Consider the following 25895-nt stretch of genomic DNA (forward strand, 5'->3'; position numbering starts at 1 on the left):
CGCCCGGAACCGTCCGAGCGACGTCGGCCACATGCGTGTGGCCCGGCGGCGACGATAAGCGCAGCGACGGGGCCTTGTCGAGCCCCGCGCTGCGCTGCGTTCACTCGGCGGCTGGGCGAATCACGATCGAGAAGGTCTTGGCATGGGTGCTGCCGTTGACGTCGCTCACCTGCACCATGAACCAGTGGGCCCGCTCCGAAACCGCCCTGGCTTCGGGGGTGCCGCTCAGCACGCCGTCAGGCGCCAGGCGCAGCCCCGCCGGCGGATGGCCGCTGACCAGTTTCCAGGTCGCGCCGCCGCGTCCCCCTGTGCTGTACAGCTGCTCCAGGTAGGGGCTTCCCGCGCGCGCGGGCGGCAATATCGCTCGACTGTTGATCAGCAGGCCATCGTTGGGATGGCTGGCGGCCAGGCGGTAGAACTTCACCCGGCCGCCTTCGCTCGCGCTGTCGCCGTGCATGTGCAGGTAGGCGCCGGCCTTGAAGTAGAAGTTTTCGCCGTCCCAGGCCGGACTCATGGCCATGCGCGCGGGTTCGCCTCCGTCGACCGAGGCCATGGCCCGGTTGTTCTCGACCTTGAGCTGGTAGCTGAAGGTTTCCCCCAGGTCGACCCCGGTGGCCAGCACATGCTTGCTGTAGGGCGGGCCCTGGATCGGCGTTTCCTGCAGCTTGGCGATCACCTGGCCGGTGCCGGCGGCGTGGTCGTAAAGGTAATAGATCATGATCAGGGGCGGGCTGCCGTGGCCGTGGACCTGGCCGACGATGACCATGCCGTCGCTGGGCACCTGGACAACCTTGACCATGGCATCCAGCACCGAGCTGCCGGCACCGTTCCAGATCAACGGGAACTCGCGCAGCTCCGAGCGGGGGCTGCTGGAGCCGCCGATGGTGGCGCCGTTGAGCGGAGCCCAGAAGGTCATCGCACCGTCGTTCTTGTCGGTGTTGAACCATCGGCCCTGATAGCCCTGCGGGCCCGCGATCAGGTCGGGACGCAGGATGAGCGCATCGCCCGAGTTACCGCCGTCTGCGTCGGCGGGGATGGTGATGTTCCAGTCTTCAAGGGCGAAGTTGCCGCCCGGCGGGACATTGCGATACAGGTCGGCGTGCGACTCGCCCAGCAGCAGACTGCCGAGCAGGGCGGAGCCGAACAGCGCGCGGCGCCGGTTCGACGAAGGGATGGAGCGTCCTGACATGCTGGGTCCTCTTGGCCGAGGGACGACACGCATCGTTCAAGACTTCACCCCTTCGAAACGTCGGCATGACGAACCCCGTGTGGGTGGGCGTCCGCCAGTCGCGGACCTGGGAAAGACCCTCGTTCCGCGCCGGTAGTTCGATGCCATTTCAGCCGCCGAAGCGGCGACGTAGACGCATCAGCAGGTCGGCCAGCAGCTGGATATCGGCGTCCGTGGTGCGCCAGGAGGAAACACTGAGGCGAAATGCCGGACGACCCTGCCAGACGGTCGGGCCGAACCAGACCTCGCCGGAGGCCTGGGCCGCCTCGCGTATGGCAATGGTCTGCTCGTCCGAGTCGCCACGCACCAGCACCTGGTTGAGCACGACCCGATTGAGCACCTGGTAGCCGCCGGCGCGCAGCGTCTCGCCCAGTTCGCCGGCCTGGCGGATATGGCGGTCGATGAGTTCACGCAGGCCGTCGCGACCCAGACTGGCCAGGGCCGCCCAGACGGCCACGCCACGGGCGCGACGGGAGAATTCCAGGGTCAGATTCTTCTGCGCGTCCCTGCTCGCGGTGGCATAGGCCGCGTCGCTGTTCATCGCCGCGGCCAGGGCGTCGGCGTCGCGGCAGATGGCCATGGCGCTGTCGTACGGTGTGTTCAGCCACTTGTGGCCATCGGTGGTCCAGCTGTCGGCCAGTTCCACTCCGGCGGCCAGGTGCGCGGAAGACGAGGCCCTGGCCCACAGGCCGAAGGCGCCGTCGACGTGCACCCAGGCGCCGGCTTGGCGGGCCCTGGGAATCAGCTCGGCGAAGCGGTCGAACTCGCCGGTGTTGACCTCACCGGCCTGCAGGATCAGCAGGGTGCGTTCGTCCAGGGCCGGCAGGCGCGCCGGATCGATGCGCCCGTGCTCGTCCACCGGCGCGTAGTGCAGGCGATTCATGCCGAAGCCGAGCACGCGCAAGGCTTTCTTCACGGTGATGTGAGCCGTCTCGGCGAGCACCACGCGGATTTCCGGGGCGCCCATCAGGCCGTCGGCGTCGAAGTCCCAGCCCAGGCGCGCCAGGAGCGTGCGGCGAGCGGCGGACAGGCAGGCCAGGGTGCAGGCGGTGGCGCTGGTACCGAAGCCCACCGCGCTCTGCGGCGGCAGTCCCAGGGCTTCGCAGACCCAGCGTCCGGCAACCTTCTCCAGGCGGTCGGCCGCGGGTGAGTTGTCGAAAGACGAGGCGCACTGGTCCCAGGCCAGCACCAGGCGCTCGGCGGCCGCGGCGGCCGGCAGCGTGGCGCCGATGACGAAGCCGAAGTAGCGCGGCCCGTTGCTCGCCACCGTGGCCGGCGAGCCAATCTCGTCGAGCTGCTGCAGAACCTGCTCGGCGGCCCGGCCGTTGTCCGGCAGGGGATGGTCGAACTCCGCGAGGGCGGCGATGGCCGCGGCATCCGGGTAGACCCGGCGTTCGGGTGTGCCGTCGAAATAGGCGAGGGCGCGGCGGTCGGCCTCGGCCAGCAGATTGCGTTCGTTCATGATCCGGCCTCGGCCAGGGAAGGGCCTTCTACCCTAGCCAGGCGCGGCGCGTGACGGCAGATACAGGCGGCAACGCAGGTGAGCGGAACAGCGCCGCCTGCCGGCTCGCCAGCACCGGTACAGCGGGCCCGGCGAGCGGTACAGTCGGTTGGCCGCAGCGATCAGCCGCCCAGCATGTCGTGCATGGCGATGATCTGTTCGGCCACCTGGATTAGCTTCTGCTGGCGGCTCATGGCCTGGCGGCGCATCAGGGTGTAGGCGTCTTCCTCGTTGCAGCTCTTCATCTTCATCAGTAGCCCCTTGGCCAGCTCGATGCGCTTGCGCTCGGCCAGCTGTGCGTCGCGGGCCTGCAGCTGGGCGCGCAGGGCCTGGTCGCTCTCGAAGCGGGCCATGGCCACGTCGAGGATCGGCTGCAGGCGCTCGGTCTGAATGCCCTCGACGATGTAGGCGCTGACCCCGGACTGGATGGCCTGGCGCATCACCTGGGGGTCGTGCTCGTCGGTGAACATGACGATGGGGCGCGGCTGGTCGCGCGTCACCAGCACCACCTGCTCCATCACGTCGCGGCCCGGCGACTCGGTGTCGATCAGCACCACGTCCGGGCGCACCGCCTCGACCCGCTCGGGCAGGTCGATGGTCAGCCCGGACTCGTCGACCACCTCGAAACCGGCCTCGACCAGGGCGCTCTTCAGGCGGCCGACCTTCTTCGGCGTATCGTTGATCAGGAGTATGCGCAGCATCGTGCTTGTATCTCGGTCCGTTACAGGTTGACGGCGGCGGGGCCGTCGGTGCGGGCATGGATGGCGAAGGAGCGGGCGTAGCCGGCCGGGTCGCTGCCATCCCAGACGCTGCCGTCGAGCAGGGTGGAACGGCGCATCTGCGCCTCCGGCACGGCGATGCCCAGGGCCTCGGCGGCGCTGCGGTAGATCTCCAGCTGGTGGATGCGGCGGGCGATGGCCAGGTAGTCCGGGTCGTCTTTGAGCAGACCCCAGCGGCGGAACTGGGTGAGGAACCAGATGCCGTCGGACAGCCAGGGCATGTTCACCTCGCCGTCGGCGAAGAAACGCAGCGGGTGGGCGTCCAGCCAGGCGTGGCCGAGGCCGTCCTCGTACTGGCCGAGGAAGCGCGGCTGGATCGCCGAGAGCGGCGCATCGACATAATCGCGGCTGCTGATCAGCTGCGCGGTGCCGCGGCGGTTCTCCTCGCTCTCGTCGATGAAGCGGCTGGCCTCGAGCACGGCCATGGTCAGCGCTCGCGCAGTGTTGGGGTAGTGCTCGACGAATTCGCGGGTCACGCCCAGCACCTTCTCCGGGTGGTCGGCCCAGATGTCCTGGCTGGTGGCCAGGGTGAAGCCCTGGCCTTCCTCGACCGCCAGGGCGCCCCAGGGGCCGCCCGCGCAGAAGCCGTCAATCCGTGCGGCGCGCAGGTGAGCGACCATCTGCGACGGTGGCACCACCACGGTATTGACGTCTTCCAATGGGTGAATGCCCTGGGCGGCGAGCCAGTAGTACAGCCACATGGCGTGGGTGCCGGTGGGGAAGGTCTGGGCGAGGGTGAGTTTTGCACCGTTCTGGCGCACGCGTGCGGCGAGTGCCTCGGCAGTGGTCACGCCGGCCTGCATGAGCGGCTGCGACAGGTTGATGGCCTGGCCGTTCTGGCACAGGCCCATGAGGATGGCCAGCTCGGTGGCCGGCCCGCCGAGGCCGAGGTGCACGCCGTAGACCTGGCCGTAGAGCATCTGCGCGGCGTCGAGTTCGCCGCTCAGCAGGCGGTCGCGCAGGCCGGCCCAGGACGTCTGCCGCTGCAGGTTGAGGCTCAGGCCGTAGGGCTGGGCGAAGCCCTGGGTGGCCGCGACGATCAGCGAGGCGGAGTCGGTGAGGGCCATGAAGCCCAGGTTCAGTGCGCTCTTTTCCGGGGCATCGCTGCCCGCGACCCAGGCCAGGGCATCGCTACGAGGGGTGTTGCTGTCGATCATCTGTCGTTCCGCCGATGAACAAAAGGCGCCGCTCCGGGCCGCCGCAGGGGTGGCCGGAGACGACGCCATTGTCTATGGACGGGCCCCGCCGTTGGAGCGCGTCTTGCTGCACAGGGCCAAGCAAGCCATATGCCAGCGCGGAAACGTCGAGCGGGTGTCAGCGCTCGATGATCTGCTTGATCTGACTTTTCGGGATTTGCTGGATGCGCCCGTCGCTGTCCTCGAACTCGAACATGCCGGTGTCTTCGTCCAACTCCGGTTCTTCGTCGCTGGTCAGCAATTGGCCGTCGGTGGTGAGGATCAGGTGTTCACTGGCGCAGCCAGTGAGGGCGGTGAGGTACAGCAGGGCGGCTATCCAGTGTTTCATGAGGCGCTCCTGGGGAAGGAGAGGGTTCGCCTCCAGTATCCGCGCGCCGCCGCACATGGCAAGGCGGCGCGGGACGGATCGCCATCAGCGCTCGATGATCTGCTTCACCGAGGTCTGCGGGATCTGCTGCTCGTTGCCTTCGGCGTCTTCATAGGTGATCAGGCCGGTCTCGTCATCGATCTCCGGCTTGTCCTCGGCGCTAAGCATCTGGCCGTCGGTGGTGGCGATGATGTAGTCGGTGGCGCAGCCGGTCAGGCCGAGGGTGCAGAGCAGGGCAAGAATCCAGGGTTTCATGGTGAACTCCTTACGAATGGGTGCCCGCGAGGGGCTTCAGAAAATCCGACCATGGCTCGCCCGTTTCGCTCCATAAAAAAAAAGCCCCGCACTGGGCGGGGCTTTTTTCACAGCTTGACGCTTAGGCCTGGACGACCGGGATCTTGGCGTTGGCCGCGGCTTCACGGTACTCGGCCATCTGGTCGAAGGACAGGTAGCGGTAGATGTCGGCAGCCATGCTGTCGATATCCTTCGCGTAGGCCATGTACTCCTCGACGGTCGGCAGCTTGCCGAGGATCGAGGAAACGGCGGCCAGCTCGGCCGAGGCCAGGAAGACGTCGGTGGCGTCGCCCAGGCGGTTCGGGAAGTTACGGGTGGAGGTGGAAACCACGGTGGCACCGGTCTGCACGCGCGCCTGGTTACCCATGCACAGCGAGCAACCCGGCATTTCCATGCGGGCGCCGGCCTTGCCGTAGATGCCGTAGTAGCCTTCCTCGGTCAGCTGGTGCTGGTCCATCTTGGTCGGCGGAGCCAGCCACAGACGGGTCGGGATACCGCCCTTGACCTTGTCGAGCAGCTTACCGGCGGCGCGGAAGTGACCGATGTTGGTCATGCAGGAACCGATGAACACCTCGTCGATCTTGCGACCCTGCACGCTGGACAGCAGGCGGGCGTCGTCCGGATCGTTCGGGGCGCACAGGACCGGCTCCTTGACGTCGGCCAGATCGATCTCGATCACGGCGGCGTACTCGGCGTCCTTGTCGGCTTCCAGCAGTTGCGGGTTGGCCAGCCAGGCTTCCATCGCCTGGGCGCGGCGCTCCATGGTGCGGGCATCGCCGTAGCCTTCGCCGATCATCCAGCGCAGCATGGTGATGTTGGACTTCAGGTACTCGGCGATGGCGCTTTCCGGCAGCTTGATGGTGCAACCGGCAGCGGAACGCTCGGCGGAGGCGTCGGACAGCTCGAAGGCCTGCTCGACGGTCAGCTCGTTCAGACCTTCGATCTCGAGAATGCGGCCGGAGAAGATGTTCTTCTTGCCCTTCTTCTCGACGGTCAGCAGGCCGGCCTGGATGGCGTAGTAGGGGATGGCATGGACCAGGTCACGCAGGGTGATGCCCGGTTGCAGCTTGCCCTTGAAGCGCACCAGTACGGATTCCGGCATGTCCAGCGGCATGACGCCGGTGGCGGCGGCGAAGGCCACCAGGCCGGAACCGGCCGGGAAGGAGATGCCCAGCGGGAAGCGGGTGTGCGAGTCACCACCGGTACCGACGGTGTCCGGCAGCAGCATGCGGTTCAGCCAGCTGTGGATGATGCCGTCGCCCGGGCGCAGGGACACACCGCCGCGGGTCATGATGAAGTCCGGCAGGGTGTGGTGGGTCTTGACGTCGATCGGCTTCGGATAGGCGGCGGTGTGGCAGAAGGACTGCATCACCAGGTCGGCGGAGAAGCCCAGGCACGCCAGGTCCTTCAGCTCGTCGCGGGTCATCGGGCCGGTGGTGTCCTGGGAGCCGACGGTGGTCATCTTCGGCTCGCAGTAGGTGCCCGGGCGCACGCCCTTGCCTTCCGGCAGACCGCAGGCGCGACCGACCATCTTCTGGGCCAGGGTGAAGCCCTTGCCGCTGTCGGCCGGGGATTCCGGCTTCTTGAACAGAGTGGACGGGGCCAGGCCCAGCTCGGCGCGGGCCTTCTCGGTCAGGCCACGGCCGACGATCAGCGGAATACGGCCGCCGGCGCGGACTTCGTCCAGCAGCACGTCGGTCTTCAGCTGGAAGGTGGTGACCAGCTCGTCGCTGCCGTTGCGGCGCACTTCGCCCTTGATCGGGTACACGTCGATGACGTCGCCCATGGCCAGGTTGGTGCAGTCGAACTCGATCGGCAGGGCGCCGGCGTCTTCCATGGTGTTGTAGAAGATCGGGGCGATCTTGGTGCCGAAGCAGAAACCACCGGCGCGCTTGTTCGGCACGTTCGGGATGTCGTCGCCGAAGAACCACAGCACCGAGTTGGTGGCGGACTTACGGGAGGAACCGGTGCCGACCACGTCACCGACGTAGGCGACCGGGAAGCCTTTGGCCTTCAGCTCTTCCATCTGCTTGATGGGGCCGACGGAGCCCGGCTGATCCGGGTTGATGCCGTCGCGGGCCATTTTCAGCATGGCCAGGGCGTGCAGCGGGATGTCCGGGCGGGACCAGGCATCCGGAGCCGGCGACAGGTCGTCGGTGTTGGTTTCGCCGGTGACCTTGAACACGGTCAGGGACACTTTTTCCGGTACGGCAGGGCGCTTGGTGAACCACTCGCCATCGGCCCAGGACTGCATCACGGCCTTGGCGGCGGCGTTGCCGTTCTTGGCGCGCTCGGCGACGTCGTGGAAGGCGTCGAACATCAGCAGGGTGTGCTTGAGTTGCTCGGCGGCGACTTCGGCCAGCTCGGGGCTGTCCAGCAGTTCGACCATGGTGGCGATGTTGTAGCCGCCCTGCATGGTGCCCAGCAGCTCGACGGCGTGCTTCTTGTCGATCAGCGGGGAGGAGGCTTCGCCCTTGGCCACGGCGGAGAGGAAACCGGCCTTCACGTAGGCCGCTTCGTCCACACCTGGCGGTACGCGGTTGGTGATCAGATCAAGCAGGAAGGCTTCTTCGCCGGCCGGCGGGTTCTTCAGCAGCTCGACCAGGCCTGCGGTTTGTTCGGCGCTCAGCGGCTGGGGCACGATCCCCTGGGCGGCACGCTCTTCTACGTGTTTGCGATAGGCTTCAAGCACAGTTATTACCCTCATCAGTGGTCGCGGTGGCCCGCAACGCTCATCCAGAAAACCCTCGCACGTCGCGCCGCTGCGCTTTTTGGGCGCACTGGCCGGCGGGTCGACGGTCTCATAACGAAGCTGCTTTCAAAGTTTTACGCCGCAGGAAGCGAGGGGAGGATGAGGGCTGGCGCGGGGCTTGAAAGGGCCCGGCGCCAACGGCGCTCCTGGCGGGTCGACTGTGCTCGTGACGCTTTGAAAACAGCTTCAGACGGACATCGGTGCCTAAAAAGGCGGTCCGATTCTACTGGAACAGGACGGCAAAGTTAAGCGCAAACCCCGTTCCGGACGGGCTCTAGGCTACTGCCCGTCGCCCGGCCGGCAAGTCGACAAAGGTCTGATCGGTCATGGTGACCCTGCCGGGGCGAGCCGCTATCATGGGCCGCCTGTTTCACAGCGCCCGTTTTCGCTCCCCTCATGTCCAATCAGCGCATCAAGACGCCCTGCGTCGGTCTCTGCTCCACCGTCTACGGCGACCTGGTGTGCCGCGGCTGCAAGCGTTTCCATCATGAAGTGGTGAACTGGAACGCCTACACCGACGATGAGAAGCGCGCCGTGTGGAAGCGCCTGGAAGTGCTGCTGGTGCAGGTGATGCAGGGCAAGGTCGAGGTGTTCGACCCGCAGCGCCTGCGGGCTCAGCTCGAGCAGCACCAGGTGCGCTTCGTGCCAGAACAGTCCGAATACTGCTGGGCCTACCAGTTGATCGCCCGCGCGTCGCGCTTCATCAATCGCCTCGATGCCTACGGCATGGCATTGCTGCCGGAGTTCCGCGACTGGCCACTGCCGGAGCTGCGCGAGGCCATCGATCGCGAATTCTTCCTGCTCTCCGAGGCGCACTACGAGCGTTACATCGTGCCACGCTTCCTGCGCGAGGGCATGGAAGTCCGGGTCTGACGCGCCACCATGAAAAAAGCCGCCCTCGGGCGGCTTTTTCGTCTGCGGCTGGGCTCAGCGCTGGGCCACCAGCTCCTCCAGATGGGCGATGATGGCGTCCGGCTTGAGCACCAGCACGTCGCTTTCCAGCGCGTCCAGCACCACTTCGGCGGTGTTGCCGATCAGCGCGCCGGACAGACCGGTGCGCGCCACGGTGCCGACCACGGTGACCACCGCGCCGAGGCGCTGCGCGGTGTAGGGAATCAGCACATCGGCCGGGCCTTCCTCTACGTGCAGACGTTCGTCGCTGACGTCGTATTCGGCCTGGAAGGCCTTGCACTGCTCGCGGTAGCGCGCCTCGATGCTCTCCTTGAGCTGGAAGGTCGGGTCGGCGGCCGAGAGCATGGGCGAGGGGTGGGCGCTGATCACGTGCAGGGTGCCGTTGGCCAGGCGGGCAATGTCGTAGCCGTGGCTGACGATGCCCGAATGCAGGGTGCGGTGCTCGGAGTCGCTGTTGCCGACATCCACTGCAGCGAGAATGATGCCGCCGGTCCAGGGCGTGGCCGTCTTCACCATCAGCACCGGGCTCGGGCAGTAGCGCAGCAGCTTCCAGTCGTCGGGGGTGAGCAGGGCCTTCTTCAGCGGGTTATCCGGCACGTGCTGCTTGATCACCAGACCGCAGCCCTCGGCCTGCTGCGCGGCGATGACGGTCTGGTAGTAGCTCTCATGCCAGGCCTGCTGAATGGAGGCACTGAAGCCTTCCTGCTGCAGAACGGCCTGCTGTTCGGCCAGATAGGCGCCGTGATCGCCCTTTTTGTCGCAGACCAGCAGGTGCAGATGGGACTGAGTGACGCCGGCGATCAGCTTGGCGCGCCTGAGCGCCAGACCCTCGGTCTGCTGCGGGTCCATCACCACCAGAATACTGCGTATGGCTTGCATGAGCGTCTCCCTGAGCTTGGTTGCTTGCACTATAGAGGTGGCGGCTGGCTACGGTCTTGACCTGCATCACGGCGTCGCTGGCCCCGCACGGCTTCATCCGTATAATGGCCCGCCCTCGCAGCCCTGCCAACAGCACCACCTGGAAGACCGTCTTGAACCTGCCCGAGATCCCGCAGTTCCTCGCCTGCTCCACCCCCGACGCCTGGGTGACCGCGGCCCTGGCCGATCAGGAAACCCTGCTGATCGATCATAAGAACAACGAGTTCAAGGCGGCCTCGACGGCCATGGCGCTGATCGCCAAGTACAACCAGGCGCTGGACCTGGTCAACTTCATGTCGCGCCTGGCCCGCGAGGAGCTGGTGCACCATGAGCAGGTGCTGCGCATCATGAAGAAGCGGCGCATCGAGCCGCGCCCCGTGTCGGCCTCGCGCTATGCGTCGGGCCTGCGCAAGCAGGTGCGCAACCACGAGCCGCAGAAGCTGGTCGACACGCTGGTGGTGGGCGCTTTCATCGAGGCACGCAGCTGCGAGCGCTTCGAGGCGCTGGTGCCGCATCTGGACGAGGAGCTGGGCAAGTTCTACGGCGGCCTGCTCAAGTCCGAGGCGCGTCACTACCAGGGCTACCTCAAGCTGGCCTATCAGTACGGCGAGGCGAGCGACGTCGAGCGCACCATCGGCCGGGTCCGCGAGGCCGAGCGCGAGCTGATCGAGTCATCCGACACGGAGTTCCGCTTCCACAGCGGCGTGCCCTCGGCCTGACCGCTTTCCTGCGGGCATGAAAAAGCCGGACTCGTGGTCCGGCTTTTTTGCATTCGGAACGATCAGGCGGCGACGAAACTGGCGGGGTAGGCGAGGGCGGCCTGGCTGCTCTGTACTTCGTTCAGCGTGTCGCGCACCACCTGCTTGGCCAGGCAGGCGCACTTGCCGCACTGGGTACCCACGCCAAGGCTCTCGCGTACGTCACGATAGCTGCAGCAGCCTTCATAGATGGCTTCGCGGATTTGACCGTCGGTAACACCCTGGCAGAGGCAAACGTACATGGGCAGACTCGAAGTGGTGTGGAAACGCTGTTGGGATCGGATACTAATGTTAATGAGAATGCTTGTCAAAGCGTGACGGAATTTCTTCCTGTCTGCATGTGTTTCCGAAGCCGGCAAAACCAGCAGACAAAAAAACGCCGCATTGCTGCGGCGTCGTTCGAGCGGTTGCGGTGCGCTCGGCGCACCCAAGGCGGACTCAGTGATCGAAGTCGTCCCAGCCGCCCATCTCCTTCCAGCGATTGACGATGCCGCAGAACAGCTCGGCGGTCTTCTCGGTGTCGTAGCGCGCCGAGTGCGCCTCCTTGCCATCGAAGTCGATGCCGGCGGCCTGGCAGGCCTTGGCCAGTACCGTCTGGCCATAGGCGAGTCCGGCCAGGGTGGCGGTGTCGAAGCTGGAGAAGGGGTGGAACGGATTGCGCTTGAGCTCGCAGCGGGCCACGGCGGCGTTGAGGAAGCCGAGGTCGAAGCTGCTGTTGTGGCCGACCAGGATTGCGCGCTTGCAGCCGTTGGATTTGATCGACTTGCGCAGGCCCTTGAAGATCTCGGTCAGCGCGTGCTCCTCGCTCACCGCCTGGCGCAGCGGGTGATCGAGCTTGATGCCGGTGAACTCCAGCGCCGCCGCCTCGATGTTGGCGCCTTCGAAGGGCTCGACCCGGAAGAAATGGGTATGGTCGGGGTAGAGGAAGCCGCCCTCGTCCATGGCGATGGTGGTCGCCGCAATCTCCAGCAGGGCGTCGGTGGCGGCATTGAAGCCGCCGGTTTCCACGTCCACCACCACCGGCAGGTAACCGCGAAAGCGCGCGGCCATCGGATGGCGCGGGCCCGGCGGCAGGCTGCCGTCGAGTTCGTCGTCGAACTGTTCTTCGCTCACGCCTGTTCCTCCAGCAGTCGCCAACGCAGCTTCTCGCCAGCGCGCAGCGGAATCACCTCCTGCTCGCCGAACGGCAGGCTGGCCGGGGCGCTCCATTCGTCCCTGACCAGGGTGATGCGGTCGGTGTTGCGCGGCAGGCCGTAGAAGTCCGGGCCGTGCTGGCTGGCGAAGGCCTCGAGTTTATCCAGCGCGTTGCGCTGTTCGAAGGCCTCGGCATACAGCTCGATGGCGGCGTAGGCGGTGTAGCAGCCGGCGCAGCCGCAGGCGGCTTCCTTGGCGTGCCTGGCGTGGGGCGCCGAGTCGGTGCCCAGGAAGAATTTCGGGCTGCCGCTGGTCGCCGCGTCCAGCAGGGCTTCCTGATGGGTGTTGCGCTTGAGGATTGGCAGGCAATAGAAGTGCGGGCGGATGCCGCCGACCAGCATGTGGTTGCGGTTGTACAGCAGGTGGTGGGCGGTGATGGTGGCGCCGACGTTGGCCGAGGCACCACGAACGAACTGAGCCGCGTCGCCGGTGGTTATGTGTTCGAACACTACCTTCAGTGTCGGGAAACGCTCGACCACGCGTACCAGATGCTCGTCGATGAAGCGCTTCTCGCGGTCGAACACGTCGACCTCGGCGCGGGTGACTTCACCGTGGACCAGCAGCGGCAGGCCGACCTCGGCCATGGCCTCCAGCACCGGGAAGATATTGTCGATGCTGGTCACGCCGGAGTCGGAGTTGGTGGTGGCGCCGGCCGGGTAGAGCTTGGCGGCGTGCACGAGGCCGCTGGCCTTGGCGGCGCGCACGTCTTCGGCGCTGGTCTTGTCGGTGAGGTAAAGCACCATCAGCGGCTCGAAGCGGCTGCCGGCCGGGCGGGCGGCCAGGATGCGCTCGCGGTAGGCGTCGGCCTCGGCAGCGTTGCGCACCGGCGGCACCAGGTTGGGCATGATGATGGCGCGTGCGAAGGTCCGCGCGACGTCGCGGACGGTGTGCTGCAGGACGGCGCCATCGCGCAGATGGATGTGCCAGTCATCGGGGCGCAGCAGGGTAATGCGGTCGGACATGGGAGTTCCCGGCAGGTAAAACGTGGGCGAATGCTACCAGTTTTGCCTCGCAGGCTGTTCCCGTTTCGTCCGCGCTGCGGTCGCGAAAGGGGCGACGGACGCGTCTTCCCGCCTATCAAGTTTCCCGGGCGGCCGCCGATATGGGCTATGAACGCCGTATCCACGACGGAGCCGATCTTGCGCCAGTCCAGCTTCCTTCTCCTCAGCCTGCTTGCCTGCGTACCCTGCATGCCGGCCGCGGCCATCACCTTCCAGACGCGCATGGAGAAGGTGGAGTGGAAGGTCGAGGGCGACCAGTTCGAGTGCCGCCTGAGCCAGCCCATCGCCGATTTCGGCAGCGGCGAGTTCGTCCGCCGGGCCGGCGAACAGGCCACTTTTCGCCTGAAGGTGCGCGAGCGCTGGATGGGCGCCGGCTCGGCGACCCTGCTGGCCGCCGCGGCGCCCTGGCAGCCCGGGCGTGGTGACATCAATCTCGGCAGCCTGCGGGTCGGCGGCGGCGACGTGCCGTTCAACAGCAGTCAGGAACAGGCCGGGCGCCTGCTCGCCGGGTTGATGGAAGGGCGCAGCCCGCTGGTGCGTCACCGCACCCTGCAGGGCGGCGAGGGCATGGAAGTGCGCCTGCTCCCGGTCAAGTTCAACCAGGCCTACAACGATTACCTCAAGTGCACGGCCAGCCTGCTGCCGGTCAACTTCGAGCAGGTGCGCCAGACCCAGCTGGGCTTCCCCGACGGCGGCACCACCCTGGAGCCGCTGGCCCAGGCGAAGATCGATATCATCCTCGATTTCATGAAGGCCGATCCCACCGTCAATCGCATCCAGCTCGACGGCCACTCGGACAACTCCGGCAATCGCCTGACCAACCGCGACGTCTCGCGCCGCCGCGCCATGGCGGTGGAGGAATACCTCCGCTCGCGCGGCGTGCCGGCCGAGCAGATCGTGGTGCGCTTCCATGGAGAGCGCTATCCGCTGGTGAAGAACACCAGCGAGGCCAACCGGGCGAAGAACCGCCGGGTGACCATGACCCTGTCCCGCGAGCCGGTCCTGCCGCCAGCACCGGAGGCGATTCCCCCGGCCAGCACGCCGCCCGCCACCGCGCCGACTCCGAGCGAGCCCGCGCCGGCCGCTGAAGCCCCGGCGGCGCCCGCGGCGAAATCCTAGGCACGGCGGCAAATAAATCTGTCGCTTTGTCGTTAGAGTCTGTCGCGCCCCTGTAAATCATTCCGCACGGTCGGTAGAATCCCCGGTTTTCCGTACAACCCGTGGAGTTGATTGGCATGGCGGACGTTAAGAAGGTAGTTCTGGCCTATTCCGGTGGCCTGGACACCTCGGTGATCCTCAAGTGGCTGCAAGACACCTATAACTGCGAAGTGGTGACCTTCACCGCCGACCTCGGTCAGGGCGAAGAGGTCGAGCCGGCCCGTGCCAAGGCCCAGGCCATGGGCGTCAAGGAAATCTACATCGACGACCTGCGCGAAGAATTCGTCCGCGACTTCGTGTTCCCGATGTTCCGCGCCAACACCATCTACGAAGGCGAGTACCTGCTGGGTACTTCCATCGCCCGTCCGCTGATCGCCAAGCGCCTGATCGAGATCGCCAACGAGACCGGCGCCGACGCCATCTCCCATGGCGCCACCGGCAAGGGCAACGACCAGGTGCGTTTCGAACTGGGTGCCTATGCGCTGAAGCCGGGCGTGAAGGTGATCGCCCCCTGGCGCGAGTGGGACCTGCTGTCCCGCGAGAAGCTGATGGACTACGCCGAGAAGCACGCCATCCCGATCGAGCGCCACGGCAAGAAGAAGTCGCCGTACTCCATGGACGCCAACCTGCTGCACATCTCCTACGAGGGCGGCGTGCTGGAAGACACCTGGACCGAGCACGAAGAAGACATGTGGAAGTGGAGCGTCTCGCCGGAAGCCGCCCCGGACACTCCGACCTACATCGAGCTGACCTACCGCCAGGGTGACATCGTCGCCATCGACGGCAAGGACATGACCCCGGCCGCCGTGCTGGCCGAGCTGAACCGCATCGGCGGCGCCAACGGCATCGGCCGTCTCGACATCGTCGAGAACCGCTACGTCGGCATGAAGTCCCGCGGCTGCTACGAGACCCCCGGCGGCACCATCATGCTCAAGGCCCACCGCGCCATCGAGTCGATCACCCTCGACCGCGAAGTGGCCCACCTGAAAGACGAGCTGATGCCCAAGTACGCCAGCCTGATCTACACCGGCTACTGGTGGAGTCCGGAGCGTCTGATGCTGCAGCAGATGATCGACGCCTCGCAGAGCAACGTGAACGGTGTGGTGCGCCTGAAGCTGTACAAGGGCAACGTCATCGTGGTCGGCCGCAAGTCCGACGACTCGCTGTTCGACGCCAACATCGCGACCTTCGAGGAAGACGGCGGCGCCTACAACCAGGCCGACGCCGCGGGCTTCATCAAGCTCAACGCGCTGCGCATGCGCATCGCCGCCGGCAAGGGCCGCAAGCTGTTCTGATAAGCTCTGCGCCCAGAGCCAGACGAACCCCGGCCACGAGCCGGGGTTCTGTTTTATAGAGCCCGAACGGGCCAACGATGAGGAAAAAACCGATGAGACTGCTGCATACCATGCTGCGCGTCGGCGATATGGATCGCTCCATCGCCTTCTACACTGAGGTGCTGGGCATGACCCTGCTGCGCCGCAAGGACTACCCGGAAGGCCAGTTCACGCTGGCCTTCGTCGGCTACGGCAACGAGGCCGAGAACAGCGTCATCGAGCTGACCCACAACTGGGGCGTGGACCAGTACGAACTGGGTACCGGCTATGGCCACATCGCCCTGGAAGTCGCCGACGTCTACAAGGCCTGCGACGACATTCGCGCCCGTGGCGGCAAGGTCACCCGCGAGGCGGGCCCGATGAAGCACGGCACCAGCATCCTGGCCTTCGTCGAAGATCCGGACGGCTACAAGATCGAGCTGCTCTCGCCCAAACGCGCCGACTGAGCGGCCGTCGCAACGAAAAAGCCCCGCATCGCGGGGCTTTTTTCATGACGGCAATCAGAGGTCGAAGTCGTAGTCGTTCAGCTGCTTCTGCAGGCGACGCTCTTCGAGCAGGTTGTCGATGATGCGGCGCTTGGTCAGGTTGGTCTTGGCGACTTCCACGGTGCGCTCGCCAGCGTCTTCGCTTTCCTCGGCGACGAAATCGTCTTCGAGTTCGAGTTCTTCTTTGCCGGTGCTCATTAGGCCTACTCCAGGGTTCGGAGGCTGATGGCGCACCTTATAGCGGCAAAGACTGGGGCCGGTAAAAAAGATTTTTTCAATTGAGCCCATGCCCGATTCACGGGCTTCTCAATCGTCAGACGTCTTCGCCTTGTACTCGCACAGATCCTCGATGCGGCAGGCGCCACAACGCGGCTTGCGCGCCTGGCAGACGTAGCGGCCGTGCAGGATCAGCCAGTGGTGGGCGTCCAGCAGAAACTCCTTGGGCACGAACTTGACCAGCTTCCTCTCCACTTCCAGCACGTTCTTGCCCGGAGCGATGCCGGTGCGGTTGCTCACCCGGAAGATGTGCGTGTCCACCGCCATGGCCGGCTGGCGGAAGGCGGTGTTGAGCACCACGTTGGCGGTCTTGCGGCCGACGCCCGGCAGCGCCTCCAGATCCTCGCGGTTGTCCGGCACCTGGCTGCCATGTTTCTCGACCAGGATGCGGCAGGTCTCGATGACGTTCTTGGCCTTGCTGTTGAACAAGCCGATGGTCTTGATGTACTCGGAGAGGCCCTCGACGCCCAGCGCATAGATGGCTTCCGGGGTGTTGGCGACCGGGTAGAGCTTGGCCGTGGCCTTGTTCACGCCCACGTCGGTGGCCTGGGCGGAGAGAATTACCGCGATGAGCAGCTCGAACGGCGTGGTGTAGGCCAGTTCGGTCTTGGGTTCGGGATTGTCTTCGTGCAGGCGGCGGAAGATCTCGTGGCGCTTGGCGGCGTTCATCGGGCGTCGTCTTGGTTGAAGTGGCGGAGCAGGGCGAGCAACAGGCCGAACAGGATAAAGGCGCCGGCGGCGTGCGTCAGCAATGGTATGCCGCTCGACCAGTACCAGCCGCTGGCGGCGGGTCCCAGCAGCCGGTCGGCATGGGCGAACAGGCTGCCATGGCCGAGCAGCTCGCGCAGGCCGCCGAGCAGCGTGGCCACCAGCGCGAAGATCAGTCCGGGCCTGAGGCCGGCCAGTGCCGTGTGCTGGTCGTCCAGGGCCAATACCAGGCAGGGCAGGATCAGCAACGGCAGGAACAGCTCCAGGGCGCCTGCCAGCTCGGCGCTGAACAGCTGCAGAGCAAGTGTTGCGATGCTGGCGAGGATGCCGCCGATCAGCAGGGCGGCCAGCACCAGGCCGTTGCCGTGCAGTCGGCTACGCAGCGGGGCCAGCAGCAGACCGCAGAGCAGCAGAACCAGCAGGCCGCACAGGCCGATGCCGAGAGCCTTGATCAGCAGATCGGTGCAGCCCAGCAAAGGTGCGAGGGCGAGTAGCTGCAGAGAGCGCTTCATGGCTGCGCCCCCAATAACCGCTCGCGCTCGGCATCGAAGAAGCGCAGCGCACGCTGCAGAGCATCGGTGACTGCGCGCGAGGTGACGGTGGCGCCGGCGATCTGGTCGATCTGGCCGCCATCCGCGCGCAGCTTCAAGTTGGCCTCCAGTGTCTTGTCGGTGAAGCCGCCCAGCCAGTGGGCCCTCTCCGGCGCCAGCAGATCGGCCAGGCCCGGCGTCTCCTGCTGTTGCAGCACCTTGCTGGCGAGCAGGCGGCCATCCGCGGTGATCGCCACCAGCAGGCGGATCGGCCCCTCGTAGCCGCGGGCGCTGACCGGCAGCAGCACGGCGCTGGGTCGGCCGTTCAGCCTGGCCAGGTAGCCCGGCTCGGCGCCTGGGTTGCCCAGCAGGCCGCCGGCCGGCAGCGCGATGGGGTTCTGCAGCGGACGGTTGTCGTAGCCGCCGGCGGGCAGCAGGTCGAGCAAGGTGCGTTCGGCGGCGGTCTGACGCTGCTGCTCGATGCGCGGCGCAGCGACGTGCTGGAGGATGGCGAGTAGGCCGGCGCCGAGCAGCACGATCAGCAGCAGGAGCGGGGCGGCGCGTTTCATCGCGGCGCTCCCAGGCGATCCAGGCGAGTGACGCAGAGGTTCATCAGCAGCACAGCGAAGGCCAGACCGTCCGGATAACCGCCCCAGGTGCGGATAGCGTAGGTCAGCAGGCCGACGCCGATGCCGAAGTACAGGCGCCCGCGCGCACTGTCCGGGCCGCTGACCGGCTCGGTGATGATGAAGAAGGCGCCGAGCATGGTGGCGCCGCTGAACAGGTGCAGCAGCGGCGAGCCGTTGGAGTCCGAACCCGAGCCGTTCCAGCACAGCAGGCTGGCGACGAACAGGGCGCCGAGCATGCCGACCGGCGCCTGCCAGCGGATCACCTTCTGCTGCAGCAGGAACAGGCCGCCGGCGAGGAAGGCCAGGTTGACCCATTCCACGCCACGTCCGCCGACACCGCCGAAGGCCGGGTGGCTGGCGAACAGCTCGTCGACGGTCAGGCGGTCGTTGTGGCGCAGGCTGTCCAGCACCGTGGCCTGGCTCCAGCCATCCGGCAGGCCGGGGCCGAAGCCGAAGATCTGCTGCAGCCCGGCGAGCAGATCGTGGCCGCCGCCGGGCGCTGGCCAATGCACCATCTGCGCGGGGAAGGCGACCAGGGCGAAGGCATAGCCGAGCATGGCCGGGTTGAACGGGTTGCTGCCGAATCCACCGAACAGCGATTTGCCGAACAGGCTGGCGAAAGCGGCGCTGGCCACGGTCAGCCACCAGGGCGCGTAGGCGGGCAGGGCCAGGGCCAGCAGCAGGGCGCTGACCAGGCCGCTGCCTTCGGCCAGGAGCGGCTGCTCGAGCAGGCTGTGCCGTTTCGGCGTGAGCGGCTGGCCGCGCAGGCGACGGGTCAGCAGGTCGCAGGCAGAGCAGGTAGCGATGGCCAGCAGCAACTGGATCAGCAGGCCCCAGCCGTTGAGCCAGAGCAGGGCCAGGGCGCCGGGCAGGCAGGCGAGCAGCACCCGCTGCAGGCTCGGACGCGGGTCGAAGGCGATCTCAGGACTGCTGGTAGTCATGCAGCTGTCGCTCGGCATTTGCCAGGCGCTGGCGGGCCTGCTGCAGCGAATCTGCGGGTGCCGCCTCGGGGTTGGCCGAAAGGCGCCGCTCCAGGCGCTGCAGCTCGGCGCGGGCGTAGGCGTGTTCGGTCTTCAGTTCGCGCAGCTTGTGGTCTACCGGCTGTTTGTCGGTGCGTACTAGGTCGGGCAGCGGCTTGCCGCTGGCCTCTTCGGCGGCGTGCAGGGCCTGGGCGGCGGCCTCCAGATGGGCGCGCAGCGCTTGCAGCGTGGCGTCGTCCGCGCCTTGGCGAGTGGCCTTGTCCAGCTCGGCACGGCGCAGGGCGAACTGGATCTTGGCCTGCTTGAGTGCGGCGATGCCGGCGGTGGGAACCGCTGGCGCTGGCGGTGTGGCCTGTTCGAGGGCCTGCTGGGCGCGTTCGGCAGCCTGACGCAGTTCGTCCACCTGGCGCTGCAGCTCGGCATTGCCGCGCTGGGCCAGCTGCTTCTCGGCCTTGGCCAGCACCACCTTGGCCATGGCCGCCTCGATCTTCAGGCGCTTGTAGCTGTCGTCGGTGCTCGCGGCCGGTTGCGCTGTCGGCGTAGCCGCGCTCACCGCAGGCGTACGGGCGGCACGCTCAGCCTTGCGCCGGGCCTCGTCCCGCTCCAGGCGGGCAAGGTGCGCCTCATGGCGGCTGCGGAACTGGTCGGCGCGCGCGCGCTGTTGATCGGCCTCTCTGCCTGCCAGCGGCAGGATGTCAATGCAGTCGACCGGGCAGGGCGCCACGCACAGCTCGCAGCCGGTGCATTCTGCGGTGATCACCGTGTGCATCAGCTTGGCTGCGCCGACGATGGCGTCCACCGGGCAGGCCTGGATGCACTTGGTGCAGCCGATGCATTCGGCCTCGCGGATCAGCGCGATCTGCGGCGGCACCTCCGGCAGCTCCAGCGGCAGCTCCGGCACCTGCAGCAGCCGGGCCAGGGCATGAATGGTGGCGGTGCCGCCCGGCGGGCACTTGTTGATCGCCTCGCCATTGGCGATGCCTTCGGCGTAGGGCTTGCAGCCGGGATGGCCGCACTTGCCGCACTGGGTCTGCGGCAGCAGGGCGTCGATGGCCTGGATGCTGATCAACGCGCTCATGCCGCCCCCATGCCGCTGAAACCGAGGAAGGCCAGACTCATCAGGCCGGCCGCGATCAGCAGGATCGGCGTGCCGCGAAAGGCTGCCGGCACATCGCATTGCTCGATGCGCTCGAGCAGGTCGCTCATCAGTTGCAGTACCATCCAGAAGCCCAGTCCGCCGCCGATACCCAGGGCCAGCGTGGCGGAGAAATTCTCCAGCGAACGCGCCAGCAGCATGGCGCCGAGGCCATTGCCGAGCAGCAGCGGCCACAAGCCGTCCAGAGGCAGAGCGGGGCGCAGGCGCGCCAGCAGAGTCAGGCTGAGCCAGCTCAGGGCGGCCAGCAGCGGCAGGCTGATCAGCAGGGAGAGATAAGTCAGGTCGACAGTCTGCAGAGCCTGTTGCAGCAGCCAGGCGCTGGGTGCGGCGAGCAGGATCAGCAAGGCGCCAGCCGGTCCCAGTGCCTGTACGCGGGCGCTGCGCAGGGCATCGGCAGCGAGCGGCAGGCCGAGAATCAGGTTGCTGACCAGCGCGGCGCCGATCAGGGCGAAGAGGAAGTCGATCATGCGTATCTGCTCCAGGCCCGCCGCCGGATCGGCGCGCCTGTGACAAGGCCAGCCTTACTTGACGCGCTGGCCTGGCTTGGCGCCGCTGTCCGGGCTGAGCAGGTAGATTTCCTCGCCGCCCGGGCCGGCGGCCAGGACCATGCCTTCGGACACGCCGAACTTCATCTTGCGCGGGGCCAGGTTGGCCACGTACAGGGTCAGGCGGCCTTCCAGCTTGCTCGGGTCCGGGTAGGCGGACTTGATGCCGGAGAACACGTTGCGCTTTTCGTCGCCGATATCCAGCGACAGGCGCAGTAGCTTGTCGGCGCCCTCGACGAACTCGCACTTCTCTATCAGGGCGATGCGCAGGTCGACGGCGGCGAAGGCGTCGAAGTTGATCTCGGCGGCCAGCGGGTCCTTGGTCAGTTCGCCATTGCCGGTAGGCTTGGCGGCTTCGGCGGCGAGGTCTTCCTTGGAGGCTTCGGTCATGGCTTCGATCTTCGCGGGTTCGATACGGGTCAGCAGCGGGTTGAACGGGTTCAGCTGGTGGTCGGCCAGCGGGGTGGCCAGGTCGTTCCAGGTCAGCGGGGCGACATTGAGGAAGGCCTCGGCGTCGGCAGCCAGCTTCGGCAGCACCGGCTTGAGCATGATCACCAGCTGGCGGAACAGATTGATGCCCAGGGCGCAGATGTCCTGCACCTCGGCCTGCTTGCCTTCGACCTTGTTCAGCGCCCACGGCGCCTTGTCGGCGATCCAGGCATTGGCGCGGTCGGCCAGGGCCATGATCTCGCGCATGGCGCGGGCGAAATCGCGCGCCTCATAGGCGTCGGCGATGCTCGGCGCGGCGGCCTGGAAGGCGGCCCACAGCTCCGGCTCGGGATTGGCGTTGACCAGCACGCCGGCGTTGCCCTTGTGGATGAAGCCGGCGCAGCGGCTGGCGATGTTGACCACCTTGCCGACCAGGTCGGAGTTGACCTTCTGCACGAAGTCCTCGAGGTTGAGGTCGAGGTCGTCCACGCCGCGGCTGAGCTTGGAGGCGTAGTAGTAGCGCAGGTATTCCGGGTTCAGGTGGTCCAGGTAAGTGCGCGCCTTGATGAAGGTGCCGCGCGACTTGGACATCTTCTGGCCGTTGACGGTCAGGTAGCCGTGCACGTTGACGCCGGTCGGCTTGCGGTAACCGGCGCCTTCCAGCATCGCCGGCCAGAACAGGGCGTGGAAGTTGACGATGTCCTTGCCGATGAAATGGTACAGCTCGGCGGTCGAGTCCTTGTTCCAGAAGGCGTCGAAGTCCAGCTCCGGGCGCTTGCTGCACAGGTTCTTGAAGCTGGCCATGTAGCCGATCGGCGCATCCAGCCAGACGTAGAAGTACTTGCCCGGCTCATCGGGGATCTCGAAGCCGAAGTACGGCGCGTCGCGGGAGATGTCCCACTCCTGCAGGCCGCCATCGAGCCATTCGGCGATCTTGTTGGCCACGGCGTCCTGCAGGGTGCCGGAGCGGGTCCAGGTCTTCAGCATGGCCTCGAAGTCGGGCAGCTTGAAGAAGAAGTGCTTGGAGTCCTTGAGTACCGGCACAGCGCCGGAAATCGCCGAGCGCGGATTCTTCAGCTCGGTCGGCTCGTAGGTGGCGCCGCATTTCTCGCAGTTGTCGCCGTACTGGTCCTCGGCCGCGCATTTCGGGCAGGTGCCCTTGATGAAGCGGTCGGCGAGGAACATGCCCTTCTCGGGGTCGAAGTACTGGGTCACCGCACGGGTGGCGATGTGGCCGTTGTCGCGCAGCGCCAGGTAGATGGAGGAGGACAGCTCGCGGTTCTCGTCCGAATGGGTCGAGTGGTAGTTGTCGAACTCGATCAGGAAATCGGCGAAGTCGGCCATGTGCTCGGCGCGCACGCCGTCGATCAGCTGTTCCGGCGTGATGCCTTCCTTCTCGGCGCGCAGCATGATGGCCGAGCCGTGGGCGTCGTCGGCGCAGACGTAGATGGCCTGGTTGCCGCGCAGTTTCTGGAAGCGCACCCACATGTCGGTCTGCAGATACTCGAGCATGTGGCCGAGGTGGATCGAGCCGTTGGCGTAGGGCAGGGCGCTGGTGACGAGAATCTTGCGGGCTTCGGACATGGTGATCGGGCCATCGGGTGTTACGAGGGAAGTCGGCAACTATATAGGTCCGGCGGCTTTTTTTCACCCGCGCGGCGGGACGCGGCATGCAATGCCGTGGTCGGTTTCCCCGGTCGGCGCGGCTGCGGCGAAATGAGCCTACGGCGGCTTTCCCGCCTACGGTAAGATGCCCGCCTGTTTTGCTCAGTCTTTCGGAGTTGCCCATGAGCACCGTCACCCGCGAAGCGGTCGAAGCCCGTCTGCGTCAGTTCACCGACCCCCATCTGAGCCAGGACCCGGTGTCCGCCGGTTGCCTGCGCGAGGTCGACATCCAGGGCGGCAAGGTCGCCGTCCACCTGGAGCTCGGCTACGCCGCCGGGCTGTTCAGGAACGGCTGGGCGCAGATGCTGCAGATGGCGCTCGAAGGCCTGGACGGCGTGGAGTCGGCGCGGGTGCGGGTGGACGTGGCCATCGCGCCGCACAAGGCCCAGGAGCAGGTGCCGGCGCTGGCCGGGGTAAAGAACATCATCGCCGTGGCCTCCGGCAAGGGCGGCGTGGGCAAGTCCACCACCGCCGCCAACCTAGCCCTGGCGCTGGCCCGCGAGGGCGCCCGCGTCGGCATTCTCGACGCCGATATCTACGGCCCCAGCCAGGGCATCATGTTCGGCATCGCCGAGGGCACCCGCCCCAAGGTGCGCGACCAGAAGTTCTTCGTGCCGCTGGAGGCCCATGGCGTGCAGGTGATGTCCATGGCTTTCCTCACCGACGACAACACCCCGGTGGTGTGGCGCGGACCGATGGTCTCCGGCGCGCTGCTGCAGCTGGTCACCCAGACGGCCTGGGACGACCTGGACTACCTGATCGTCGACATGCCGCCGGGCACCGGCGACATCCAGCTGACCCTGGCGCAGAAGGTGCCGGTGGCAGGCGCGGTGATCGTCACCACCCCGCAGGACCTGGCCCTGCTGGACGCCAGGAAGGGCGTGGAGATGTTCCGCAAGGTCAACATCCCGGTGCTGGGCGTGGTGGAGAACATGGCCGTGCACATCTGCAGCAACTGCGGCCATGCCGAGCACCTGTTCGGCGAGGGGGGCGGCGAGAAGCTGGCGGCCCAGTACGGCGTCGATCTGCTCGCCTCGCTGCCGCTGTCCATGGCCATCCGCATGCAGGCCGACGGCGGCAAGCCGACCGTGGTGGCCGACACCGAGAGCCAGATCGCCATGATCTACCAGGAAATGGCCCGCAGCGTCGGCGCGCGCATCGCCCAGGGCGGCCTGGGCAGCGGCGCGATGCCGACCATCGAGGTCAGCGACGACTGACGCCTCAGGGCGTCAGCAACGAGCCGCCGTCGGTGGGGAACTGCCGCGAGCGCAGTTCCTCGGTGGTGAGTTCGCGGCCGACCCACAACTGAACGTGCCTGGCACCCGCACCTCGGCACAGTTCGTACAGGCCTCGGATTTCCACTGGTGTCAGGCCGCCTTGCAGATGCTCCAGCGGGTGCAGAATGACTCTGGGCGCCAGCTTCAACAGCGACTTCGGCGGTAGCTGGCGGAACAGCAGCTGGAGTGTTTTCTCCGCGACGGCGAAGTCGGCCAGCAGCGAGCGCGGGTGCTCGAAACCATTGGCCACTTCAATGTGGGCTTGTCCCCGTAACTTGGCCGCCGCGTGGCCGACAGCGATGGCCTCGCGCTTACCCTTGAGGGTCTGCAGGGCCAGGACGGGCGGTTCGTCGAAAGGCCTGCCGGATGGCAGGTGCAGGCCGCTGATGCTGTCCGATCTGAGCTTGAGATAGAGCAGGGGAGTGAACTGGTCGAGCATGCCGGTATCCGTTCCAGGCGATAAAAGACGCCCAGCCTAGCGGCGGCGCGTCACGCCGTCGACCTGCCCGACGCCCCTTGGCTCGGTGCCCTGGCCCCCGGTAAGATGCGCGATCATTTTTCAGCCAACAGCTTCAGGACGCCCGCCATGAGCATCAAATCGGACAAGTGGATTCGCCGCATGGCCCAGGAACACGGGATGATCGAGCCCTTCGTCGAGCGCCAGATTCGCGGTGCAGACGACAGCCGGGTAATCTCCTACGGCGTCTCCAGCTACGGCTACGACGTACGCTGCGCCGCCGAATTCAAGGTATTCACCAATATCCACTCGGCGGTGGTCGACCCGAAGAATTTCGACGAGAAGAGCTTCGTCGACATCAACAGCGACGTCTGCATCATCCCGCCGAACTCCTTCGCCCTGGCTCGCACCGTCGAGTACTTCCGCATCCCGCGCGACGTGCTGACCATCTGCCTGGGCAAGAGCACCTATGCCCGCTGCGGCATCATCGTCAACGTCACCCCGCTGGAGCCGGAGTGGGAAGGTCACGTGACCCTGGAGTTCTCCAACACCACCAACCTGCCGGCGAAGATCTACGCCCACGAAGGCGTGGCGCAGATGCTGTTCCTGCAGTCCGACGAGGCCTGCGAAGTGTCCTACGCCGACCGCGGCGGCAAGTACCAGGGCCAGACCGGCGTGACGCTGCCGAAGGCCTGATCTGAGCCAGTTCAAAGAGCCGGGCATCGCCCGGCTTTTTTCTGCCCGCGAGACAAGGAGGTGCGTGTGATGAAGTGGCTGAAGGCGCTGGTCCTGCTGCTGATGCTGGGTTCCGGCCCGGCACTGGCCGAGCTGCAGGTATTCACCGATGGCGACGTGTTGGGCCTGATGCCGGATGCCCCACCCTCCGCCTTTATCGAACGGCTGGGCCCGCCCACCGTGGAGCTGCCGTTACGCCAAGGGCGAAGCGGATTGCTGTACGGCAATTCACTGCTGCTGGTGTTCGAGGGCGAGCGCTTGCGCGAGGTGCGTTGCTGGCTCGTACCACAGTTCACCGATGAGCTTTTTCTCGGCTGGCTGCAGGACGTGGAGCGCGAGGGCAAGCCGGAGGGTTTCGTGGTCGACCGGTACTTGCGCCTGGGGATATCACGCGAGGAGGCGAGCCGCGTGCTCGCAGGCCTGGAGGGCGATGGCGACGAGCGCTCCGACCTGCGCATGAAGAATGGCAGGCAGCTGTGGCTGGGGTATGGCGCTGCGCCCGACTACAGTGCCGGCGACGATGCCGGGCAGCAGGTGCTGGTGTCGATCAGCGTGCTGTACGGCGGTTAAATCCTGTGAATTCTTCCACGCGGGCGAACTCTACCTTCAGAGTTCGCCGTGGAGGGCACAA

At 66.6% G+C, this 25895-nt stretch carries 28 protein-coding genes; 8 read left to right on the forward strand and 20 right to left on the reverse strand.

Annotated features, from left to right (window positions below; all coding sequences use genetic code 11):
* Positions 1-100: 100 nt before the first annotated feature.
* From NF616_RS15130 to acnB, 7 genes are all read right to left on the reverse strand, one after another.
* The gene (locus NF616_RS15130) at positions 101-1189 is read right to left on the reverse strand and encodes a polysaccharide lyase family 7 protein (protein WP_252274113.1); all 1089 of its coding nucleotides are present in this window, start codon (positions 1187-1189) and stop codon (positions 101-103) included.
* A 148-nt stretch (positions 1190-1337) separates the two neighbouring features.
* Entirely contained in the window at positions 1338-2690 is a 1353-nt protein-coding gene (locus NF616_RS15135) for a pyridoxal phosphate-dependent decarboxylase family protein (RefSeq protein WP_252274114.1), read from the reverse strand.
* A 161-nt stretch (positions 2691-2851) separates the two neighbouring features.
* Positions 2852-3430, reverse strand: coding sequence for an ANTAR domain-containing response regulator (locus NF616_RS15140; RefSeq protein WP_252274115.1), 579 nt, complete (start codon positions 3428-3430; stop codon positions 2852-2854).
* Positions 3431-3450: 20 nt separating this feature from the next.
* Positions 3451-4665: a CmpA/NrtA family ABC transporter substrate-binding protein gene (locus tag NF616_RS15145; protein ID WP_252274116.1), complete on the reverse strand. Its 1215-nt coding sequence runs from the start codon at positions 4663-4665 to the stop codon at positions 3451-3453.
* Between the two features lie 157 nt (positions 4666-4822).
* Positions 4823-5032 carry a YgdI/YgdR family lipoprotein gene (locus NF616_RS15150; protein WP_252274117.1) on the reverse strand — a complete coding sequence of 70 codons (210 nt, stop codon included), beginning with the start codon at positions 5030-5032 and terminating at the stop codon, positions 4823-4825.
* An 84-nt stretch (positions 5033-5116) separates the two neighbouring features.
* Positions 5117-5326: a YgdI/YgdR family lipoprotein gene (locus NF616_RS15155; protein WP_252274118.1), complete on the reverse strand. Its 210-nt coding sequence runs from the start codon at positions 5324-5326 to the stop codon at positions 5117-5119.
* Positions 5327-5447: 121 nt separating this feature from the next.
* Positions 5448-8057: a bifunctional aconitate hydratase 2/2-methylisocitrate dehydratase gene (acnB, locus tag NF616_RS15160; RefSeq protein ID WP_252274119.1), complete on the reverse strand. Its 2610-nt coding sequence runs from the start codon at positions 8055-8057 to the stop codon at positions 5448-5450.
* 456 nt (positions 8058-8513) lie between these two features.
* Between acnB and NF616_RS15165 the strand changes: the two genes are divergently transcribed.
* A complete protein-coding gene (locus NF616_RS15165; RefSeq protein ID WP_252274120.1) occupies positions 8514-8990 on the forward strand; it encodes a DUF1289 domain-containing protein in 477 nt (158 codons plus the stop codon).
* 54 nt (positions 8991-9044) lie between these two features.
* On the opposite strand, the gene NF616_RS15170 is transcribed toward NF616_RS15165, so the two are convergent.
* A complete protein-coding gene (locus tag NF616_RS15170) occupies positions 9045-9908 on the reverse strand; it encodes a universal stress protein (protein WP_252274121.1) in 864 nt (287 codons plus the stop codon).
* A gap of 152 nt (positions 9909-10060) precedes the next feature.
* Between NF616_RS15170 and NF616_RS15175 the strand changes: the two genes are divergently transcribed.
* Positions 10061-10666 carry a MiaE family protein gene (locus NF616_RS15175; RefSeq protein WP_252274122.1) on the forward strand — a complete coding sequence of 202 codons (606 nt, stop codon included), beginning with the start codon at positions 10061-10063 and terminating at the stop codon, positions 10664-10666.
* A 62-nt stretch (positions 10667-10728) separates the two neighbouring features.
* Here NF616_RS15175 and NF616_RS15180 read toward each other — a convergent pair whose 3' ends face one another.
* The 3 genes from NF616_RS15180 to pyrC form a co-directional block, all read right to left on the reverse strand.
* The gene (locus NF616_RS15180) at positions 10729-10947 is read right to left on the reverse strand and encodes a bacterioferritin-associated ferredoxin (RefSeq protein WP_252274123.1); all 219 of its coding nucleotides are present in this window, start codon (positions 10945-10947) and stop codon (positions 10729-10731) included.
* Positions 10948-11143: 196 nt separating this feature from the next.
* Entirely contained in the window at positions 11144-11818 is a 675-nt protein-coding gene (gene rnt, locus NF616_RS15185) for a ribonuclease T (protein ID WP_252274124.1), read from the reverse strand.
* Positions 11815-12861, reverse strand: coding sequence for a dihydroorotase (pyrC, locus tag NF616_RS15190; protein ID WP_252274125.1), 1047 nt, complete (start codon positions 12859-12861; stop codon positions 11815-11817). The genes rnt and pyrC overlap by 4 nt, the downstream gene beginning before the upstream one ends.
* Before the next feature lie 147 nt (positions 12862-13008).
* Here pyrC and NF616_RS15195 point away from each other — a divergent pair, with 147 nt between their 5' ends.
* The 3 genes from NF616_RS15195 to gloA all read left to right on the forward strand — a co-directional run bounded on the left by NF616_RS15195 (position 13009) and on the right by gloA (position 15838).
* A complete protein-coding gene (locus NF616_RS15195) occupies positions 13009-14019 on the forward strand; it encodes a flagellar protein MotY (RefSeq protein ID WP_434091888.1) in 1011 nt (336 codons plus the stop codon).
* Between the two features lie 116 nt (positions 14020-14135).
* On the forward strand, positions 14136-15353 hold the full coding sequence (locus tag NF616_RS15200) for an argininosuccinate synthase (protein WP_252274126.1): 1218 nt from the start codon (positions 14136-14138) through the stop codon (positions 15351-15353).
* A gap of 92 nt (positions 15354-15445) precedes the next feature.
* A complete protein-coding gene (gene gloA, locus NF616_RS15205; protein ID WP_252274127.1) occupies positions 15446-15838 on the forward strand; it encodes a lactoylglutathione lyase in 393 nt (130 codons plus the stop codon).
* A gap of 54 nt (positions 15839-15892) precedes the next feature.
* Here gloA and NF616_RS15210 read toward each other — a convergent pair whose 3' ends face one another.
* The 8 genes from NF616_RS15210 to metG all read right to left on the reverse strand — a co-directional run bounded on the left by NF616_RS15210 (position 15893) and on the right by metG (position 22714).
* Positions 15893-16075 carry a PA3496 family putative envelope integrity protein gene (locus NF616_RS15210; RefSeq protein WP_252274128.1) on the reverse strand — a complete coding sequence of 61 codons (183 nt, stop codon included), beginning with the start codon at positions 16073-16075 and terminating at the stop codon, positions 15893-15895.
* A 108-nt stretch (positions 16076-16183) separates the two neighbouring features.
* The gene (nth, locus tag NF616_RS15215; RefSeq protein ID WP_252274129.1) at positions 16184-16822 is read right to left on the reverse strand and encodes an endonuclease III; all 639 of its coding nucleotides are present in this window, start codon (positions 16820-16822) and stop codon (positions 16184-16186) included.
* On the reverse strand, positions 16819-17373 hold the full coding sequence (locus NF616_RS15220; RefSeq protein WP_252274130.1) for an Rnf-Nqr domain containing protein: 555 nt from the start codon (positions 17371-17373) through the stop codon (positions 16819-16821). Before NF616_RS15220 ends, nth begins: the two co-directional genes overlap by 4 nt.
* Positions 17370-17960 carry an RnfABCDGE type electron transport complex subunit G gene (locus tag NF616_RS15225; RefSeq protein WP_252274131.1) on the reverse strand — a complete coding sequence of 197 codons (591 nt, stop codon included), beginning with the start codon at positions 17958-17960 and terminating at the stop codon, positions 17370-17372. The genes NF616_RS15220 and NF616_RS15225 overlap by 4 nt, the downstream gene beginning before the upstream one ends.
* Entirely contained in the window at positions 17957-18961 is a 1005-nt protein-coding gene (locus NF616_RS15230) for an RnfABCDGE type electron transport complex subunit D (RefSeq protein ID WP_252274132.1), read from the reverse strand. The genes NF616_RS15225 and NF616_RS15230 overlap by 4 nt, the downstream gene beginning before the upstream one ends.
* Complete coding sequence (locus tag NF616_RS15235) at positions 18942-20078, reverse strand: RnfABCDGE type electron transport complex subunit B (protein ID WP_434091889.1); 1137 nt, start codon at positions 20076-20078, stop codon at positions 18942-18944. Before NF616_RS15235 ends, NF616_RS15230 begins: the two co-directional genes overlap by 20 nt.
* Positions 20075-20623 carry an Rnf-Nqr domain containing protein gene (locus NF616_RS15240; RefSeq protein ID WP_252274133.1) on the reverse strand — a complete coding sequence of 183 codons (549 nt, stop codon included), beginning with the start codon at positions 20621-20623 and terminating at the stop codon, positions 20075-20077. Before NF616_RS15240 ends, NF616_RS15235 begins: the two co-directional genes overlap by 4 nt.
* A gap of 54 nt (positions 20624-20677) precedes the next feature.
* Positions 20678-22714, reverse strand: coding sequence for a methionine--tRNA ligase (gene metG, locus NF616_RS15245; RefSeq protein ID WP_252274134.1), 2037 nt, complete (start codon positions 22712-22714; stop codon positions 20678-20680).
* A gap of 203 nt (positions 22715-22917) precedes the next feature.
* Here metG and apbC point away from each other — a divergent pair, with 203 nt between their 5' ends.
* A complete protein-coding gene (gene apbC, locus NF616_RS15250; RefSeq protein ID WP_252274135.1) occupies positions 22918-24012 on the forward strand; it encodes an iron-sulfur cluster carrier protein ApbC in 1095 nt (364 codons plus the stop codon).
* A 4-nt stretch (positions 24013-24016) separates the two neighbouring features.
* On the opposite strand, the gene NF616_RS15255 is transcribed toward apbC, so the two are convergent.
* On the reverse strand, positions 24017-24511 hold the full coding sequence (locus tag NF616_RS15255; RefSeq protein WP_252274136.1) for a rod shape-determining protein: 495 nt from the start codon (positions 24509-24511) through the stop codon (positions 24017-24019).
* Positions 24512-24658: 147 nt separating this feature from the next.
* Here NF616_RS15255 and dcd point away from each other — a divergent pair, with 147 nt between their 5' ends.
* Positions 24659-25225, forward strand: a complete 567-nt coding sequence (gene dcd / locus NF616_RS15260) for a dCTP deaminase (RefSeq protein WP_021699627.1) — start codon at positions 24659-24661, stop codon at positions 25223-25225.
* Positions 25226-25294: 69 nt separating this feature from the next.
* A complete protein-coding gene (locus NF616_RS15265; RefSeq protein WP_252274137.1) occupies positions 25295-25834 on the forward strand; it encodes a hypothetical protein in 540 nt (179 codons plus the stop codon).
* Positions 25835-25895 lie beyond the last annotated feature (61 nt).

The organism is Pseudomonas subflava, from assembly GCF_023823685.1.
Classification (GTDB): Bacteria; Pseudomonadota; Gammaproteobacteria; order Pseudomonadales; family Pseudomonadaceae; genus Aquipseudomonas; species Aquipseudomonas subflava.

Excerpts from the sequence above, each read along its gene's own strand:
- NF616_RS15130 (WP_252274113.1), bottom strand. The coding sequence starts at position 1,189 with ATGTCAGGACGCTCCATCCCTTCGTCGAACCGGCGCCGCGCGCTGTTC.
- NF616_RS15135 (WP_252274114.1), bottom strand. The coding sequence starts at position 2,690 with ATGAACGAACGCAATCTGCTGGCCGAGGCCGACCGCCGCGCCCTCGCC.
- NF616_RS15140 (WP_252274115.1), bottom strand. The coding sequence starts at position 3,430 with ATGCTGCGCATACTCCTGATCAACGATACGCCGAAGAAGGTCGGCCGC.
- NF616_RS15145 (WP_252274116.1), bottom strand. The coding sequence starts at position 4,665 with ATGATCGACAGCAACACCCCTCGTAGCGATGCCCTGGCCTGGGTCGCG.
- NF616_RS15150 (WP_252274117.1), bottom strand. The coding sequence starts at position 5,032 with ATGAAACACTGGATAGCCGCCCTGCTGTACCTCACCGCCCTCACTGGC.
- NF616_RS15155 (WP_252274118.1), bottom strand. The coding sequence starts at position 5,326 with ATGAAACCCTGGATTCTTGCCCTGCTCTGCACCCTCGGCCTGACCGGC.
- NF616_RS15165 (WP_252274120.1), top strand. The coding sequence starts at position 8,514 with ATGTCCAATCAGCGCATCAAGACGCCCTGCGTCGGTCTCTGCTCCACC.
- NF616_RS15170 (WP_252274121.1), bottom strand. The coding sequence starts at position 9,908 with ATGCAAGCCATACGCAGTATTCTGGTGGTGATGGACCCGCAGCAGACC.
- NF616_RS15180 (WP_252274123.1), bottom strand. The coding sequence starts at position 10,947 with ATGTACGTTTGCCTCTGCCAGGGTGTTACCGACGGTCAAATCCGCGAA.
- pyrC (WP_252274125.1), bottom strand. The coding sequence starts at position 12,861 with ATGTCCGACCGCATTACCCTGCTGCGCCCCGATGACTGGCACATCCAT.
- NF616_RS15195 (WP_434091888.1), top strand. The coding sequence starts at position 13,009 with ATGAACGCCGTATCCACGACGGAGCCGATCTTGCGCCAGTCCAGCTTC.
- NF616_RS15200 (WP_252274126.1), top strand. The coding sequence starts at position 14,136 with ATGGCGGACGTTAAGAAGGTAGTTCTGGCCTATTCCGGTGGCCTGGAC.
- gloA (WP_252274127.1), top strand. The coding sequence starts at position 15,446 with ATGAGACTGCTGCATACCATGCTGCGCGTCGGCGATATGGATCGCTCC.
- NF616_RS15210 (WP_252274128.1), bottom strand. The coding sequence starts at position 16,075 with ATGAGCACCGGCAAAGAAGAACTCGAACTCGAAGACGATTTCGTCGCC.
- nth (WP_252274129.1), bottom strand. The coding sequence starts at position 16,822 with ATGAACGCCGCCAAGCGCCACGAGATCTTCCGCCGCCTGCACGAAGAC.
- NF616_RS15220 (WP_252274130.1), bottom strand. The coding sequence starts at position 17,373 with ATGAAGCGCTCTCTGCAGCTACTCGCCCTCGCACCTTTGCTGGGCTGC.
- NF616_RS15225 (WP_252274131.1), bottom strand. The coding sequence starts at position 17,960 with ATGAAACGCGCCGCCCCGCTCCTGCTGCTGATCGTGCTGCTCGGCGCC.
- NF616_RS15230 (WP_252274132.1), bottom strand. The coding sequence starts at position 18,961 with ATGACTACCAGCAGTCCTGAGATCGCCTTCGACCCGCGTCCGAGCCTG.
- NF616_RS15235 (WP_434091889.1), bottom strand. The coding sequence starts at position 20,078 with ATGAGCGCGTTGATCAGCATCCAGGCCATCGACGCCCTGCTGCCGCAG.
- NF616_RS15240 (WP_252274133.1), bottom strand. The coding sequence starts at position 20,623 with ATGATCGACTTCCTCTTCGCCCTGATCGGCGCCGCGCTGGTCAGCAAC.
- metG (WP_252274134.1), bottom strand. The coding sequence starts at position 22,714 with ATGTCCGAAGCCCGCAAGATTCTCGTCACCAGCGCCCTGCCCTACGCC.
- apbC (WP_252274135.1), top strand. The coding sequence starts at position 22,918 with ATGAGCACCGTCACCCGCGAAGCGGTCGAAGCCCGTCTGCGTCAGTTC.
- NF616_RS15255 (WP_252274136.1), bottom strand. The coding sequence starts at position 24,511 with ATGCTCGACCAGTTCACTCCCCTGCTCTATCTCAAGCTCAGATCGGAC.
- dcd (WP_021699627.1), top strand. The coding sequence starts at position 24,659 with ATGAGCATCAAATCGGACAAGTGGATTCGCCGCATGGCCCAGGAACAC.
- NF616_RS15265 (WP_252274137.1), top strand. The coding sequence starts at position 25,295 with ATGAAGTGGCTGAAGGCGCTGGTCCTGCTGCTGATGCTGGGTTCCGGC.